The organism is Burkholderia sp. CCA53 (assembly GCF_001685525.1).
Lineage (GTDB): Bacteria > Pseudomonadota > Gammaproteobacteria > Burkholderiales > Burkholderiaceae > Burkholderia > Burkholderia multivorans.
The window spans coordinates 2,713,240-2,728,066 of the sequence record NZ_BDDJ01000001.1 but is presented as its reverse complement, the minus strand read 5'-3'; the positions used below and the strand labels follow the sequence as shown (position 1 = coordinate 2,728,066).

Genomic DNA, 14,827 nt, shown 5'->3' with positions numbered 1-14,827 from the left:
AAACCACCGATTGTAACGAATGCCCAGCTCCCTCGCCCCGCCCGCCGCCCGCCGCGTCGTGCTCGACTCGAACGTGTGGATCGACATCCTCGTATTCGACGATCCGGCCACGCGGCCGATTCTCGCCGCGCTGGAATGCGGCACGCTCGCGGCCGTCATCGACGGCCGGTGCCTGACGGAGCTCGAGCATGTGCTCGACTATCCGCAGTTTCGCGCGCGCGCGATCGACAAGGCGGCCGCGCTCGCGACGGTCGCGCGCCTCGCGCACGTCGTCGAGCCGGCGCCGGCCGACGCAGACGCGCCGCCGCTGCCGAAATGCAAGGACCGCGACGACCAGAAATTTCTCGAGCTCGCCCGCGCCGCACAGGCCGAGTGGCTCGTGTCGAAAGACCGCGCGCTACTGAAGCTCGCGAAGCGCACAGCGCGCGATTTCGGCTTCCGCATCGCGCAACCCGCACCGTTTACCGAGGCCTGCGCGCTCGCCGCCGCAACGGCCGCCACTGTCACGCCGGCCTGACGCTGCCGGCATCACCACTTCGACCGTACCGATGAACGCTCCTTCCGACATGCCAACGTCCCCCGTTTTCCCGTCGCGCCTGCCGAACGTCGGCACGACGATCTTCACGGTCATGAGCGCGCTCGCCGCCGAAAAAGGCGCGGTGAATCTCGGGCAGGGCTTTCCGGATTTCGACTGCGACCCGCGCATCGTCGACGCGGTCGCGGCCGCGATGCGCAGGGGCCACAACCAGTACCCGCCGATGGCGGGCGTCGCGCCGCTGCGCGAAGCGATCGCGGACAAGATCGCGCAGCTCTACGGCCGCCGCTACGATGCCAGCACCGAAATCACCGTGACGGCCGGCGCGACGCAGGCGCTGCTGACGGCCATCCTGTGCGCCGTGCATCCGGGCGACGAAGTGATCGTCGTCGAGCCGACCTACGACAGCTATCTGCCGTCGATCGAACTCGCCGGCGGCAAGCCCGTCTTCGTCACGCTGGAAGCGCCGGACTACGCGATTCCGTTCGACCGTCTCGCGGCCGCGATCACGCCGAACACGCGGATGATCCTGATCAACACGCCGCACAACCCGACCGGCACCGTATGGCGCGAAGCGGACATGCGCAAGCTCGAGGACATCGTGCGCGGCACCAACGTGCTGATCCTGTCGGACGAGGTGTACGAGCACATGGTCTACGACGGCGAGCGTCACGAAAGCGTCGCGCGCTATCCGGAGCTCGCCGCACGCAGCTTCATCGTGTCGAGCTTCGGCAAGACGTATCACGTGACGGGCTGGAAGGTCGGCTACGTCGCGGCACCGGCCGCGCTGACTGCCGAGTTCCGCAAGGTCCATCAGTTCAACGTGTTTACGGTCAATACGCCGATGCAGATCGGCCTCGCCGACTATCTGCGCGATCCGGCGCCGTACCTGGCGCTCGCGGGCTTCTATCAGAACAAGCGCGACTTTTTCCGCGCGGGCCTCGAACGCACGCGCTTCAAGCTGCTGCCGTGCTCGGGTACGTACTTCCAGTGCGTCGACTATTCGGCGATCAGCGACCTGCCGGAAGCGGAATTCTCGAAGTGGCTGACGTCGGAAATCGGCGTGGCCGCGATTCCGGTGTCGGCGTTCTATCACGAGCCGCACGAGTCGGGCGTCGTGCGCTTCTGCTTCGCGAAGCAGGAGAGCACGCTCGCGACCGCGCTCGAGCGGCTCGCGCGGCTGTAACGCGCTGGCCGGGCGCGGCGCTGGCCGACGCGCGGTGCCCGGCGATGCCGCGCTCGCGTGGGTAATGCACCTCGCCCGCACGCGACGCGGCCGCCGGCATCGCTCGAGCGCCGCTTACGCGCGCGCGGCGCTCGCAGCCTCCATGTAGGCCTTGCGGTCCGCCGCGACGCGCTGCGCGGCCGGTCGCTCGCCGACCTTCTTCGCATGCGCCTTCCAGTCGATGCCCGCATCGAGCACGAAGTCGCGGCCGAAGATCGTCTTCGTCGCCATCGCGACGATCGGCAAATGGATCGATGCCGCGATGTCGGCAAGACCGAACGACTCGCCGAGCACGTACGGCGAGAACTGCGTCATCCGCTTGAACGCGTCGATCGCGCGCGGCAGCCGCTTCTCGACGTGCGCTTTCGTGCCGTCGCTGACCTTGCCGCCGAAGAACGCTTCCGCATAGACCTCGCGTGTGGTCCACTCGATATACAGCTCGAGCGTCTGGACGAGTTCACGCACCTTCGCGGCCGCGAATGCGCCCGACGGAAAAATCGGCTTCTCCGGATAGCGCGCCGCCAGATACTCGACGATCGCCTGTGACTCGAACAGCGCGCCTTCTTCGGTTTTCAGAAACGGAATCTTGCCGAGCGGCGAATCGGCGAGCTGCGCCGGATCCGTGATCGGCAGACTGCATGCGCATTCCTCGAACGGAATATCGTGCTCGAGCAGCACGAACTTCACCTTGTTGTAGTAGTTCGACAACGGAATACCGCACAGCTGTAGCATCGGAGTCTCCTTCGTTGTCGGCACGGTCGCACACGATTCGCCGCGCCGGGGATGTCGCGCTGAAAAAGCACGTTCGTGCTAGTCTAAAGCAGTTTCACGCCGTCACGACAACATTGCATCCGCCGAAGCAGCCGCTTCGTCTGCCGCCGCACCGAACGCGGCGCGGCCGCCTCGCCATCCGATGGAGACACGCTCGCATGAGTGCCGAACTGCTGGCCACGCGCCCGCCCGAGAGCGAATCGACGCTCGTCCTCACGATCTCGAATCCCGGCGCACGCAACGCGCTGCATCCCGACATGTACGCGGCCGGCATCGAAGCGCTCGCGACCGCCGAGCGCGACCCGAGCATTCGTGCGGTCGTGCTCACGGGCGCCGATCGTTTCTTCTGCGCCGGCGGCAACCTGAACCGGCTGCTCGACAATCGATCGAAGGACCCGTCGTTCCAGGCGGCGAGCATCGATCAGCTCGCGGCGTGGGTGGCCGCGATCCGCGCGTCGACGAAACCGGTGATCGCCGCGGTCGAAGGCGCGGCGGCCGGCGCGGGCTTCTCGCTCGCACTCGCGTGCGACCTGATCGTTGCGGCGCACGATGCGAAGTTCGCGATGTCGTACGCGCGGGTGGGCCTGACGCCCGACGGCGGCGGTTCATGGTTCCTCGCCCGTGCGTTGCCGCGCGCGCTGGCGGCCGAGATTCTGCTCGAAGGCAAGCCGGTCGCCGCGGAACGCCTGCACGCGCTTGGCGTCGTCAACCGGCTCGCGACACCGGGCGCCGCGCTGAGCGATGCGCTCGCGTGGGCCGACACGCTCGCCGGCATCTCGCCGAATGCGCTGACGCGCATCAAGACGCTGCTCGACGATGCGCTCGCGCAGCCGCTCGAGTCGCACCTCGGCACGGAGCGCGATCATTTCGTCGCGTCGCTGCATCATCCGGACGCGCTCGAAGGCATCACCGCGTTTCTCGACAAGCGTCAGCCGCACTACAAGCGCTGACGCCACGCCGCCTGCGCGCGCGGCGCCCCTCCGCGTGTAGAGGCATGCCCTGCAGCGCGCATCGATCCGTGCTGTAATGACCGCCTGCCGCGGCGCGCGCGCCGCTTCCGCTTCCGTTGATGAACCGAAGGAGTTTGACGATGATCGACGTCTACAGCTGGGCGACCCCGAACGGTCACAAGGTGCACATCATGCTCGAGGAAACCGGCCTCGCGTATCGCGCGCATCCGATCGATATCGGCGCAGGCGACCAGTTCAACGCCGAGTTCCTGAAGATCAGTCCGAACAACAAGATCCCCGCGATCGTCGACGATGAAGGCCCGGGCGGGCGGCCGATCTCGCTGTTCGAATCGGGCGCGATCCTGATCTATCTCGCGGAGAAAACCGGCCAATTCCTGCCGACCGATCCCGCTGCGCGCTATGCAACGCTCGAATGGCTGATGTTCCAGATGGGCGGCGTCGGGCCGATGCTCGGCCAGACGCATCACTTCCGCATCTATGCGCCGGAAAAGATCGAGTACGCGATCAACCGCTACACGAACGAGGCGAAGCGGCTGTACAACGTGATGGAAAAGCGCCTCGGCGAATCCGAGTATCTGGCCGGCGACGCGTACACGATCGCGGACATCGCGACGTTCCCGTGGACGCGTTCGTGGCAGAACCAGGGCATCGAGCTCGACGCATTTCCGAACGTCAAGCGCTGGCACGAAGCGATCGCCGCACGCCCTGCCGTGCAGCGCGGCGTCGAGGTGCTCGCGTCGCTGCGCAAGGCGCTGCAGGACGACAAGGCGCGCGAGGTGCTGTTCGGCGCGACGCAGTACGCGAAGCGCTGAGCGGTACGCCGCCGTACGGCTCGGCAGCGGCCATGCGCGGCGTCAGGACGTCAGAAGTAATGCAGCGTGATGAATTCCGCCGCACAGACCGGGAGCGGTCCGTCGGGCCGCTGCGCTTCGATCGAGACCGACCATGTGACCTGCACGCCGCCTCGCGCCGCGTCGGCCGCTTCCTTCACCGCGAACGACGCGCGCACGCGCGCGCCGACCGGCACCGGCTTCAGGAACCGCACGCGGTTCAGCCCGTAGTTCACGCCCATCTTCTGTTCGAAGCGCATCGCGTCGATCATCAGCGCCGGAATCAGCGACAGCGTCAGAAACCCATGCGCGATCGGGCCGCCGAACGGCGACTCGCGTCGCGCGCGTTCCGGGTCGACGTGAATCCATTGATGATCGCCGGTCGCGTCGGCGAAACCGTCGACGCGTCGCTGGTCGATCTCGATCCAGCCGCTCACGAGCGGCGCTTCGCCGACCCGCGCGCGCAGCGCCTGCGCCGACGCGATCAGCGGCAACGTGACGTCGGTCATCCCTGCTCACCTCCCGGATGACGCAGCCCGAAGATCACCTTCGAGCGCACGGTGATCACGGTCTCGCCGCTGCCGTTCACGCCGATCCATTCCGTCGACACGATGCCGCGATCGGGCTTGCTCGCCGACACGCGCTTGTCGAGGATCTTCTGATGCATCGTGATCGTGTCGCCGGCGCGCACGGGCTTGATCCAGCGGATCTCGTCGATGCCGGGCGAGCCCATGCTGGTCGAATCGGTGCCGAGATGTCGGACGAGCAGGCCCATGAAGACCGAACACGTATGCCAGCCGCTCGCGACGAGGCCGCCGAACGGCGAAGCCTGGGCGGCCGTTTCGTCGACGTGGAACGGCTGCGGATCGTAGCGCGAGGCGAATGTCTTGATGTCGTCGGCTTCGAACGTGTAGCGGCCGATTTCGACGGTACTGCCGACTTCGAGATCTTCGTAGCTGATGCCCACTGCGGGTCTCCTGGTGATTGGCGCGCCCGGCGCGCCGACGTCATGCCGCGTCGGTCTGCGCGAAGTCGGGCAGCGCCGCGATGCGCGCAAGATGATGATCGGTATCGCCGAGCGTCGTTTCGATGATCGACAGCCGCTTGAACAGATGCGCGGCCGCCACTTCGTTCGTCACGCCCATTCCGCCATGCAGCTGAACGGCCTGCTGGCCGACGAACCGCGCGGCCGCACCGACACGCGCCTTCGCGGCCGAGATGGCCTTGCGTCGCGCATCGGCATCGCTGCTCGCATAACGCACGGCCGCGAGATACGTGAGCGAACGCGCCTGCTCCGCGTGGATCAGCATGTCGACCATCCGGTGCTGCAACACCTGGAAACGCGCGATCGGCATGCCGAACTGTTCGCGCGTCTTCGTGTAGTCGACCGTCGCACGGTTGAGCTCGTCGAGCGCGCCGACCGCTTCCGCACACAGCAGGAACGTCGCGTAATCGGCGATCTGCTCGAGTGCGGCCGCGTCGCGCGCGCCGCCCGTCAGCCGCCGCGCAGGCGTATCGTCGAATACGATCGTCGCTGCACGCTGGCCGTCGATGGTCCGATAGTCGACGACTTTCGCGCCGGCCGTCTCGCGGTCGACGACGAACAGCGCAATCGCGCCGTCGTCGAGACGCGCGGGAACGATCCACGCATGCGCCTGCGCACCGTGCTGCACGACCGACTTCGTGCCGGACAGCCGCACCGTGCCGCCCTGCTCGTGCGCGCGCGTCGCGAGCTCGAACAGGTCGTAGCGTGCATGCGGCTCGTGAAATGCCATGGCAAGACGCTTGCGGCCCTGCGCGACCGCTTCCAGCAGCGCCGCGTCGTCGCCGGTGCCGGAACCTGCGATGCGCAGCGCTTCGACGCCGACCGCGGTCGCCCAGTAAGGCTCGACCACGAGCGCACGCCCAAGCTCCTGCATCGCGACCAGCATGTCGACTGCGCCGCCGCCGAAGCCGCCTTGCGCCTCGGGCACCGGCAACGCGGTCAGCCCGAGTTCCGCGAATGCCTGCCATTGCGTTTCCGACACGCCCGCGTCGCTGCGCACGATCGCCTGACGCGCATCGAAGCCGTACTGCTCGCCGAGATAACGGCGAAGCGCCTCGGCGAACTGCTGCTGCTCATCGGTAAAGGTGAAATCCATCGTTGTCTCCGATCGCGTGAGCCCGGCTCAGAGCCCGAGAATCATCTGCGCGATGATGTTTTTCTGAATTTCGTTCGAGCCGCCGTAGATCGACGTCTTCCGGTAATTGAAGTAGTACGCGGCAAGCGGCGCCGCGTCATCGTCATTCGCAATGCTGTGCTCGCGCTCGCCTTCGAGAAACGGCACGTCGAACGGCGCGGCAAGCGGTCCGATCGCTTCAAACATGAGCTCGGTAAGCGCCTGCTGCACCTCGGTGCCCTTGATCTTCAGCATCGACGCTTCCGGCCCCGGCCCCTTGCCGCTCGTCTCGCGGCTCACGACGCGCAGCACCGTGACCTCGAGCGCCATCAGCTCGACTTCGAGCGCCGCGACCTTTGCGGCGAACACCGGATCGGCGAGCAGCGGCTTGCCGTTCTTGCGCTGGTTCGATGCGATGCGCTTGAGGAACGCGAGTTCGCGCTTCGATGCGCCGACGCGCGCGATCCCCGTACGCTCGTGGCCGAGCAGGTATTTCGCGTAGGTCCAGCCGCGGTTCTCGTCGCCGACGAGATTCTCGACCGGCACCTTCACGTCCTCGAAGAACACCTCGTTGACTTCGTGATCTTCGTCGAGCGTGATGATCGGCCGCACCGTGATGCCGGGCGTCTTCATGTCGATCAGCAGGAACGAAATGCCTTCCTGCTTTTTCGCGGACGGATCGGTGCGCACGAGGCAGAACATCATGTCCGCATACTGGCCGAGCGTCGTCCACGTCTTCTGGCCGTTCACGACGTAATGATCGCCGCGACGTTCGGCGCGCGTGCGCAGCGACGCGAGATCCGACCCGGAACCCGGCTCCGAGTAGCCCTGGCACCACCAGTCGGTGCCGTCGAGGATGCGCGGCAGGTAATGGCGCTTCTGCGCCTCGCTGCCGTATTTCATCAGCACGGGCGCGACCATCGATACGCCGAACGGCAGCACGGTCGGCGCACCGATGCGCGCGCACTCTTCATCCCAGATGTGTCGCTGCGTCGCGTTCCACCCCGGCCCGCCGTATTCGGCCGGCCATGAGGGCGCGGACCAGCCGCGCCGACCGAGAATGCGGTGCCAGCTCGCGTAGTCTTCGCGATCGAGTCGTTTGTGATCGAGAACCTTCGCACGCAGCGTTCGAGGCAGGTTCGCCTCGAGCCACGCGCGGATGTCGGCGCGGAATGCGTCGTCGGCGGGGGAATAATCCAGATCCATGCGCAGTGTCTCCTGTCGCCAGCGCGCGTACCGGAGGCGGCACTGCGCTGGCCCATGCTTCGCGATCCACCCGATGCGGCGATACGCGCCGACCGGGCCCGGGCAAGGCTTGCCGCGGCCGTCCGGCCGGGCAAGGACACACTGCGTACGTTATTGCAGCGGTTCTTTCAGCGCGGCAGGAATCGGCAGCGGCATCACATCGATGCCTTCTTCGACCAAGGCTTGCGCATCTTCCGGCGTCGTGACGCCACGAATGCTGCGCGCCGGCGCTTCGTTGTAATGGATGCGCCGCGCTTCCTCGGCGAAGCGCTCGCCCACGTTCTCGGTCTTCGCCAGCACCTCACGCAACGCACGCATCACCTGCGCCTGCAGCGCACGCGGATCGATCGGCTGCGCCTGCGTCGCCCCCGACAGATTCAGGCGCGGCGCGGACGGCATACGGCTGACCTCGGTCGTCCCGCACACCGGACATTCGACCAGCTTGCGGGACAACTGCGATTCGAATTCATCGGCCGAAGCGAACCAGCCTTCGAACCGATGACCATGCGGGCACTGTAAATCGAGGACCTTCATGCTGAATCAGGGCGTCTGACGAGTGTAGCGCAAAAAACGGTTTTGTGAACGGTCGTGCTAAATCACGATCGGGCGCGTGATGACGCGCATGTGACCGGATTGTAACGCGCCGCTCCGCGCGCCGCTGACGCTGCGTTCAAGGCGTCAGAACGGCGCCGAGCGGCCATGTGCCGGACAGCACGCGCTCCAGCCACATCGTGCCGATGATCGTTTTCACGTCGCTGATCTGGCCCGTGCGCACCCATTCGAGCAGGTCGGGCAGCGTCGCCGTGAAGGTTTCGAGGAATTCGCCGTCGTCGAGCTTGCGCTCGCCGGCGGTGAGCCCGCGCGCGAGATACAGGTCGATGAATTCGGTCGAGTAGGAAATGATCGGATGAATCCGCGTGAGGAACACGTATTCGCGGGCCGTATAGCCCGTTTCCTCGCGCAGTTCGCGTACGGCGCACGCGAGTGCGCCTTCGTCCGGATCGAGCTTGCCGGCCGGAAATTCGGCCATCACCTTGCCGATCGGGTAGCGGTACTGGCTTTCCATCAGCACGCGGCCGTCGTCGAACAGCGGGATCACCATCACCGCGCCCGGGTGCTGGACGTATTCGCGCGTTGCGCGCTTGCCGTCGGGCAGACTGACGGTATCGCGCTTCAGTTTCAGGAACGCGCCTTCGAAAATCGATTCGCTTTCGAGGCAGGTTTCGGTGAGTGCGGCGTCGTGATTGGGCAATTCGGCCATCGGCGGCTCCGTGATGAGGCGTGACGACGAAGGGCCGGCACGCCGGAAACGTGCTTGCGCCGGCCGTCATGCGAACCGGGCGCAAGGACTGCGCCCGGCCGCACGCGTGTGCGAAGCCGCGACGAGCGCGGCCGGGACGTTGTCAGCGTCGTTTGACGAGATACTGGAACGTGAAGCCGGGAAACGCGAACACGACGAACAGACTGAACGTGATCGCGTAAAACTGCCAGCCTTGTTCGAAGCGGTTGCCGGCGCGCGATTCGAGCCAGAAGCCGAGCGCGCCGACAACGAAATACAGCACGATCAGTTCGCCGATCCGGATCCACGCGCCCTTCTTCGCCGCGCCGATCGGCACGACGGCGAACAGACGCTGGTTCAGAAACGGCAGGTTGGCGCCCGCGAGCGCCAACAGCACGATAAACCAGCCCGCGGCCGACATTACAGCGTCGGCAGCGAGTGACGGAGTGCGTCCAGGCACACCGTCAGCAGCGGGCTCGGGATCAGGCCGAGCACGACGACCGCGATGCCGTTGAGCACCAGGATCGTGCGCTTGCAGAAATCGCCGGCGATCGGTGTCGAGTCTTGCGGTGCGTCGAAGTAGATCAGCTTGACGATGCGCAGGTAGTAGAACGCGCCGAACAGCGACGTGATCACGGCCAGCACGGCCAGCCACGTGAGGCCCGCGTTGACGGTCGCCTCGAGCACCGCGAGCTTCGCGTAGAAGCCGACGGTCGGCGGAATGCCGGCCAGCGAGAACATCATCACCATCATCACGAACGCGAACACCGGGCTGCGCTTGTTGAGGCCCTTGAAGTCGTCGATCGTTTCCGCTTCGAAGTCGCGGCGCGCGAGCAGCATCACCACGCCGAACGAGCCGAGCGTCGTGATCAGATAGACGATCGCGTAGAACATCGCCGAGCTGTACGCGTTTGCCGGTGCGGCCGCGTCGCCCTTCACGATGCCGGCGAGCAGGCCGAGCAGCACGAAGCCCATGTTCGAGATCGCCGAGTACGCGAGCATCCGCTTGATGTTGCGCTGGACGATACCGGTGATGTTGCCGACGATCAGCGACAGCGCGGCGAGGATCACGAGCGCGGTCTGCCAGTTCTGCGCGAGCGGCAGCAGGCCCATCACCAGGAAACGCAGCCCCCAGGCGAACGCCGCGACCTTCGGACCGCCGCCGACGAACAGCGTCATCGCGGTCGGCGCGCCCTGATAGACGTCCGGCACCCACATGTGGAACGGCACGGCGCCGAGCTTGAACGCGATACCGGCCACGATGAAGATCACGCCGAACATCAGCACCGCGTCTTCGGTGCCGCCGCTGCTCACGGCCTTGTACACGTCGGCGAGATCGAGCGAGCCGCCCGTCGCGCCGTACAGCATCGAGATCCCGTACAGCACGAAGCCCGAAGCGAGCGCGCCCAGCACGTAGTACTTCATCGCGGCTTCGCTCGACACCGCACCGTCGCGACGCAGTGCAATCACCGCGTACAGCGACAGCGACATCAGCTCGAGGCCGAGGTACAGCGTCAGGAAGTTGTTGCCCGAGATCATCACGAGCTGACCGAGCAGCGAGAACATGCCGAGCAGGAACACGTCGCCGCGGAACATGTCGCGATCTTCGAGGTACTTGCGCGAATAGATCAGCGACACGGCGAAACCGAGCGACACGACCGCCTTCATCGCGCTCGCGAACGCATCGACGACGACCATCCGCGAGAAGAAGTAGTAATGCTGCGGATCGAGCGCCTGCACCGCAAACCAGACGCCGGCGACCACCGACGAGACCACCGCGATCAGATATGTGAGGCGGCGGCCGGATGCACCGGTAAAGGTGTCGTTCAGCCAAGCGACGATGATGGCGGCCATCACCAGCGCGTCAGGCAACAGGACATTCATAGGAGCGTTCATGATCTTGATTTCCTCCGCTCGCGATTACTGGGCCAGCGGCAGCTTCGACTGCGCGACATGGGAGAGGAGGTTTTCCACGGAAACGTGCATCACGTCGGTGAAGGGCTTCGGATACAGGCCCATCAGCAGCGTGAACGCGGCAAGCACGGCGAGCATCAGGAATTCGCGGCGGCCGATGTCCTTCAGCTTCGCAACGTGATCGTTCGCGACCGCGCCGAAGTAGACGCGCTTGTACATCCACAGCGTGTAGGCCGCGCCGAGGATCAGCGTGAACGCCGCGCCGAAGGCGATCCAGAAGTTGTACTGGACGGCCGCGAGAATCACCATGAACTCGCCGACGAAACCGGACGTGCCCGGCAGGCCGCAGTTCGCCATCGAGAACAGCATCGCGAACGCCGCGAACTTCGGCATCACGTTGACGACGCCGCCGTAGTCGGCGATCTGGCGCGAGTGCACGCGGTCGTACAGCACGCCGATGCAGAGGAACATCGCGCCCGACACGAAACCGTGCGAGATCATCTGCACGATCGCGCCTTCGACGCCGAGCTGGTTGAAGATGAAGAAGCCGAGCGTCACGAAGCCCATGTGCGCGATCGACGAATAAGCGACGAGCTTCTTCATGTCGGCCTGCACCATCGCGACGAGGCCGATGTAGATCACCGCGATCAGCGACAGCGTGATCACGACCGGTGCGAGGAAGTGGCTTGCGTCAGGCGTGATCGGCAGCGAGAAACGCAGGAAACCGTATGCGCCGAGCTTCAGCATGATCGCCGCCAGCACGACCGAGCCGCCCGTCGGCGCTTCCACGTGCGCATCCGGCAGCCAGGTGTGGACCGGCCACATCGGCACCTTCACCGCGAACGCGAGGAAGAAGGCGATGAACAGCAGGATCTGCGGCGTCATGGCGATCTTCGCGTTCTGCCACGTCGCGAGGTCGAACGAGTGCGTCTCGGTGTACAGGTAGATCAGCGCGACCAGCATCAGCAGCGAGCCGGCCAGCGTGTACAGGAAGAACTTGAACGCCGCGTACACGCGGTTCGGGCCGCCCCACACGCCGATGATGATGTACATCGGGATCAGCGTCGCCTCGAAGAACACGTAGAACAGCAGGCCGTCGGCCGCCGAGAACACGCCGATCATGATCCCGGACAGGATCAGGAACGCGGCGAGGTACTGCGCGACGTTCTCGGTGATCACTTCCCACGCAGCGATCACGACGATCACCGTGATCAGCGCGGTCAGCACCACGAACCACATCGAGATGCCGTCGACGCCGAGGTGATACGAGATCTGGAAGCGTTCGATCCACGTCGATTGCTCGACGAACTGCAGCGCAGCGGTGCTCGCATCGAAGCCCGTGATCAGCGGGATCGTGACGGCGAGACCGAGCAGCGAGCCGATCAGCGCGATCCAGCGTGCCGGCCCCGGGTTCTTGTCGTTACCGACCGCGAGCACGAGGAGGCCGAAAACGATCGGCAGCCAGATCGCGGTACTGAGAATCGGAAAAGCGTGCATTAGTTGTCCCCCCGCCTTATTTGCCGCCGAGCGTTACAAACAGGGTCAGGAGCCCCAGCATGCCGATGATCATGGCGAACGCGTAGTGATAGATGTAACCGGATTGGAGGAAGCGGATCACGCTGGCGAACCAGCCGATGAACTTGGCGCTGCCGTTGACGAGGCCGTCGATCACCACGACGTCGCCCTCCTTCCACAGGCCGCGGCCGATCGCCACCGAACCGCGGGCGAACACCACTTCGTTGATCTTGTCCATGTAGTACTTGTTATCCAGCAGCGTATAGATCGGACCGAACGCGCGGCGGATCGACGCCGGCAGATCCGGACGCTTCAGATACAGGAACCATGCGACGACGACACCGGCCAGCGCCAGCCACACCGGCAGGCCCGACACGGAATGCAGGCCCATGCCGACCCAGCCGTGGAACTCCTCGGCCATCTCGGCCAGCGCCGGATGGTTTTCGCCGATGAAGATCACCTTGTCGAACGCGACGCCGTGCTGGAAGAAATCGCCGAACAGCATCGGGCCGATCGCGATCGCGCCGATGATCACCGACGGGATCGCCAGCAGGACCAGCGGCACCCAGACGACCCACGGGGTCTCGTGCGGCTCGTGTGCGTGATCGTCATGACCGTGGCCATGGCCGTGATCGTCGTGGCCGTGCGCGGCCGCCATGCCCATCGGCGACTCGGGATGCTTCGGATGGCGGAAGCGCTCTTCGCCGTGGAACACGAGGAAGTACATGCGGAACGAGTACAGCGCCGTGACGAACACGCTCGCGACGACCGCGAAGTACGCGAAGCCCGAACCCGGCAGGTGCGACAGCTTCACCGCGTCGATGATCGAGTCCTTCGAGTAGAAGCCCGAGAAGAACGGCGTACCGATCAGCGCAAGCGAACCGATCAGCGACGTGATCCAGGTGATCGGCATGTACTTGCGCAGGCCGCCCATGTTGCGCATGTCCTGATCGTGATGCATGCCGATGATCACCGAGCCGGCGCCGAGGAACAGCAGCGCCTTGAAGAACGCGTGCGTCATCAGGTGGAACACCGCCACCGGATAGGCGGACACGCCGAGCGCGACCGTCATGTAGCCGAGCTGCGACAGCGTCGAGTAAGCGACGACACGCTTGATGTCGTTCTGGACGATCCCGAGGAAGCCCATGAACAGCGCCGTGATCGCGCCGATCACCGTGATGAACGACAGCGCGGTATCCGACAGCTCGAACAGCGGCGACATGCGCGACACCATGAAGATGCCGGCCGTCACCATCGTCGCCGCGTGAATCAGCGCGGAGATCGGCGTCGGGCCTTCCATCGAGTCAGGCAGCCAGACGTGCAGCGGGAACTGCGCCGACTTGCCCATCGCGCCGATGAACAGGCAGATGCAGGCGACCGTCAGCAGGCCCCAGTCGGTGCCCGGGAAATGCAGGCTCGCGAGCTCCGCGCGCTTCGCGAACACTTCGCCGTAGTTCATCGAGCCGGCGAACGCGAGCAGCAGGCCGATGCCGAGCAGGAAGCCGAAGTCGCCCACGCGGTTCACGAGGAACGCCTTCATGTTCGCGTAGATCGCGCTCTCACGCGTGAAGTAGAAGCCGATCAGCAGGTACGACACCAGACCCACCGCTTCCCAGCCGAAGAACAGCTGCAGGAAGTTGTTGCTCATCACGAGCATCAGCATCGAGAACGTGAACAGCGAGATGTACGAGAAGAAGCGCTGGTAGCCGTCCTCTTCCGACATGTAGCCGATCGTGTAAATGTGCACCATCAGCGACACGAAGGTCACGACGACCATCATCATCGCCGTCAGCGAATCGACGAGGAAGCCGACTTCGAGCTTCAGCGAGCCGACGTGCATCCATTCGTAGACGGTCGCGTTGAAGCTTGCGCCGCCCATCACGTCGACGAAGACTTTCGCCGACAGCAGGAACGCGATCAATACGCCGAGGATCGTGATCCGGTGTGCGCCCTTGCGCCCGACTGCGTTCCCGAACAGCCCCGCAATCAGCGAGCCGGCCAGCGGAGCGAGCGGAATCGCCAGCAGCAGGTTTTCATTGAGTGTCGTTGACATAACAGCGTTGCCTGAAATTAACCTTTGAGCTGATCGAGATCCTCGACATTGATCGTGTCGAGCTTACGGAACAGGGTCACCAGAATCGCGAGACCGATCGCGGCTTCCGCTGCGGCGACGGTCAGCACGAAGAACACGAAGATCTGGCCGTGCACGTCGCCGAGGTAGTGCGAGAACGCGACGAAGTTGGTGTTCACCGCGAGCAACATCAGTTCGATCGCCATCAGGATGATGATGATGTTGCGGCGGTTCAGGAAAATCCCGACGATCGCGATCGCGAACAGGATCGCGCCGAGCACGAGGTAGTGAGCAAGAGTCAACATGGTTTTC

General features: G+C 65.1%; 16 protein-coding genes. 4 read left to right on the top strand and 12 right to left on the bottom strand.

Translation table 11 applies throughout. The features are described from left to right. Nucleotides 1-19: 19 nt before the first annotated feature. Nucleotides 20-517: a putative toxin-antitoxin system toxin component, PIN family gene (locus tag BCR55_RS12675; RefSeq protein WP_006398822.1), complete on the top strand. Its 498-nt coding sequence runs from the start codon at nucleotides 20-22 to the stop codon at nucleotides 515-517. A gap of 31 nt (nucleotides 518-548) precedes the next feature. After that, the gene (locus BCR55_RS12670; RefSeq protein ID WP_053297014.1) at nucleotides 549-1,721 is read left to right on the top strand and encodes a pyridoxal phosphate-dependent aminotransferase; all 1,173 of its coding nucleotides are present in this window, start codon (nucleotides 549-551) and stop codon (nucleotides 1,719-1,721) included. Nucleotides 1,722-1,835: 114 nt separating this feature from the next. On the opposite strand, the gene BCR55_RS12665 is transcribed toward BCR55_RS12670, so the two are convergent. Continuing rightward, a complete protein-coding gene (locus tag BCR55_RS12665; protein ID WP_065494604.1) occupies nucleotides 1,836-2,492 on the bottom strand; it encodes a glutathione S-transferase in 657 nt (218 codons plus the stop codon). Nucleotides 2,493-2,689: 197 nt separating this feature from the next. On the opposite strand from BCR55_RS12665, the gene BCR55_RS12660 reads away from it, so the two are divergent. Together BCR55_RS12660 and BCR55_RS12655 are read left to right on the top strand one after the other, a co-directional pair. Further along, entirely contained in the window at nucleotides 2,690-3,481 is a 792-nt protein-coding gene (locus BCR55_RS12660) for an oxepin-CoA hydrolase, alternative type (RefSeq protein WP_065494603.1), read from the top strand. Between the two features lie 140 nt (nucleotides 3,482-3,621). Then, the gene (locus BCR55_RS12655) at nucleotides 3,622-4,314 is read left to right on the top strand and encodes a glutathione binding-like protein (RefSeq protein WP_065494602.1); all 693 of its coding nucleotides are present in this window, start codon (nucleotides 3,622-3,624) and stop codon (nucleotides 4,312-4,314) included. A gap of 50 nt (nucleotides 4,315-4,364) precedes the next feature. Here the strand turns inward: BCR55_RS12655 and BCR55_RS12650 are convergent, their stop codons facing one another. From BCR55_RS12650 to nuoK, 11 genes are all read right to left on the bottom strand, one after another. Beyond that, on the bottom strand, nucleotides 4,365-4,841 hold the full coding sequence (locus tag BCR55_RS12650; protein WP_006405554.1) for a MaoC family dehydratase: 477 nt from the start codon (nucleotides 4,839-4,841) through the stop codon (nucleotides 4,365-4,367). Then, nucleotides 4,838-5,299 carry a MaoC family dehydratase gene (locus BCR55_RS12645; RefSeq protein ID WP_006405555.1) on the bottom strand — a complete coding sequence of 154 codons (462 nt, stop codon included), beginning with the start codon at nucleotides 5,297-5,299 and terminating at the stop codon, nucleotides 4,838-4,840. Before BCR55_RS12645 ends, BCR55_RS12650 begins: the two co-directional genes overlap by 4 nt. Nucleotides 5,300-5,339: 40 nt before the next feature. After that, on the bottom strand, nucleotides 5,340-6,473 hold the full coding sequence (locus BCR55_RS12640) for an acyl-CoA dehydrogenase family protein (protein WP_065494601.1): 1,134 nt from the start codon (nucleotides 6,471-6,473) through the stop codon (nucleotides 5,340-5,342). 27 nt (nucleotides 6,474-6,500) lie between these two features. After that, on the bottom strand, nucleotides 6,501-7,697 hold the full coding sequence (locus BCR55_RS12635) for an acyl-CoA dehydrogenase family protein (RefSeq protein ID WP_006410117.1): 1,197 nt from the start codon (nucleotides 7,695-7,697) through the stop codon (nucleotides 6,501-6,503). Between the two features lie 150 nt (nucleotides 7,698-7,847). Next, nucleotides 7,848-8,270, bottom strand: a complete 423-nt coding sequence (locus BCR55_RS12630; protein WP_006410122.1) for a DUF1178 family protein — start codon at nucleotides 8,268-8,270, stop codon at nucleotides 7,848-7,850. Nucleotides 8,271-8,406: 136 nt separating this feature from the next. After that, nucleotides 8,407-8,997, bottom strand: coding sequence for an NUDIX domain-containing protein (locus BCR55_RS12625; RefSeq protein ID WP_006405558.1), 591 nt, complete (start codon nucleotides 8,995-8,997; stop codon nucleotides 8,407-8,409). A gap of 142 nt (nucleotides 8,998-9,139) precedes the next feature. Continuing rightward, nucleotides 9,140-9,436 carry a DUF2818 family protein gene (locus tag BCR55_RS12620; RefSeq protein ID WP_006398811.1) on the bottom strand — a complete coding sequence of 99 codons (297 nt, stop codon included), beginning with the start codon at nucleotides 9,434-9,436 and terminating at the stop codon, nucleotides 9,140-9,142. Continuing rightward, nucleotides 9,436-10,899: an NADH-quinone oxidoreductase subunit NuoN gene (gene nuoN / locus BCR55_RS12615; protein ID WP_006410118.1), complete on the bottom strand. Its 1,464-nt coding sequence runs from the start codon at nucleotides 10,897-10,899 to the stop codon at nucleotides 9,436-9,438. The genes BCR55_RS12620 and nuoN overlap by 1 nt, the downstream gene beginning before the upstream one ends. 36 nt (nucleotides 10,900-10,935) lie before the next feature. Continuing rightward, a complete protein-coding gene (locus tag BCR55_RS12610) occupies nucleotides 10,936-12,426 on the bottom strand; it encodes an NADH-quinone oxidoreductase subunit M (RefSeq protein WP_006398809.1) in 1,491 nt (496 codons plus the stop codon). A gap of 16 nt (nucleotides 12,427-12,442) precedes the next feature. Then, the gene (gene nuoL / locus BCR55_RS12605) at nucleotides 12,443-14,497 is read right to left on the bottom strand and encodes an NADH-quinone oxidoreductase subunit L (RefSeq protein WP_006405562.1); all 2,055 of its coding nucleotides are present in this window, start codon (nucleotides 14,495-14,497) and stop codon (nucleotides 12,443-12,445) included. A 17-nt stretch (nucleotides 14,498-14,514) separates the two neighbouring features. Beyond that, on the bottom strand, nucleotides 14,515-14,820 hold the full coding sequence (gene nuoK / locus BCR55_RS12600) for an NADH-quinone oxidoreductase subunit NuoK (RefSeq protein ID WP_004185739.1): 306 nt from the start codon (nucleotides 14,818-14,820) through the stop codon (nucleotides 14,515-14,517). Between the last annotated feature and the right edge of the window lie 7 nt (nucleotides 14,821-14,827).

Excerpts from the sequence above, each read along its gene's own strand:
- BCR55_RS12675 (WP_006398822.1), top strand. The coding sequence starts at position 20 with ATGCCCAGCTCCCTCGCCCCGCCCGCCGCCCGCCGCGTCGTGCTCGAC.
- BCR55_RS12670 (WP_053297014.1), top strand. The coding sequence starts at position 549 with ATGAACGCTCCTTCCGACATGCCAACGTCCCCCGTTTTCCCGTCGCGC.
- BCR55_RS12665 (WP_065494604.1), bottom strand. The coding sequence starts at position 2,492 with ATGCTACAGCTGTGCGGTATTCCGTTGTCGAACTACTACAACAAGGTG.
- BCR55_RS12660 (WP_065494603.1), top strand. The coding sequence starts at position 2,690 with ATGAGTGCCGAACTGCTGGCCACGCGCCCGCCCGAGAGCGAATCGACG.
- BCR55_RS12655 (WP_065494602.1), top strand. The coding sequence starts at position 3,622 with ATGATCGACGTCTACAGCTGGGCGACCCCGAACGGTCACAAGGTGCAC.
- BCR55_RS12650 (WP_006405554.1), bottom strand. The coding sequence starts at position 4,841 with ATGACCGACGTCACGTTGCCGCTGATCGCGTCGGCGCAGGCGCTGCGC.
- BCR55_RS12640 (WP_065494601.1), bottom strand. The coding sequence starts at position 6,473 with ATGGATTTCACCTTTACCGATGAGCAGCAGCAGTTCGCCGAGGCGCTT.
- BCR55_RS12635 (WP_006410117.1), bottom strand. The coding sequence starts at position 7,697 with ATGGATCTGGATTATTCCCCCGCCGACGACGCATTCCGCGCCGACATC.
- BCR55_RS12630 (WP_006410122.1), bottom strand. The coding sequence starts at position 8,270 with ATGAAGGTCCTCGATTTACAGTGCCCGCATGGTCATCGGTTCGAAGGC.
- BCR55_RS12625 (WP_006405558.1), bottom strand. The coding sequence starts at position 8,997 with ATGGCCGAATTGCCCAATCACGACGCCGCACTCACCGAAACCTGCCTC.
- BCR55_RS12620 (WP_006398811.1), bottom strand. The coding sequence starts at position 9,436 with ATGTCGGCCGCGGGCTGGTTTATCGTGCTGTTGGCGCTCGCGGGCGCC.
- nuoN (WP_006410118.1), bottom strand. The coding sequence starts at position 10,899 with ATGAATGTCCTGTTGCCTGACGCGCTGGTGATGGCCGCCATCATCGTC.
- BCR55_RS12610 (WP_006398809.1), bottom strand. The coding sequence starts at position 12,426 with ATGCACGCTTTTCCGATTCTCAGTACCGCGATCTGGCTGCCGATCGTT.
- nuoL (WP_006405562.1), bottom strand. The coding sequence starts at position 14,497 with ATGTCAACGACACTCAATGAAAACCTGCTGCTGGCGATTCCGCTCGCT.
- nuoK (WP_004185739.1), bottom strand. The coding sequence starts at position 14,820 with ATGTTGACTCTTGCTCACTACCTCGTGCTCGGCGCGATCCTGTTCGCG.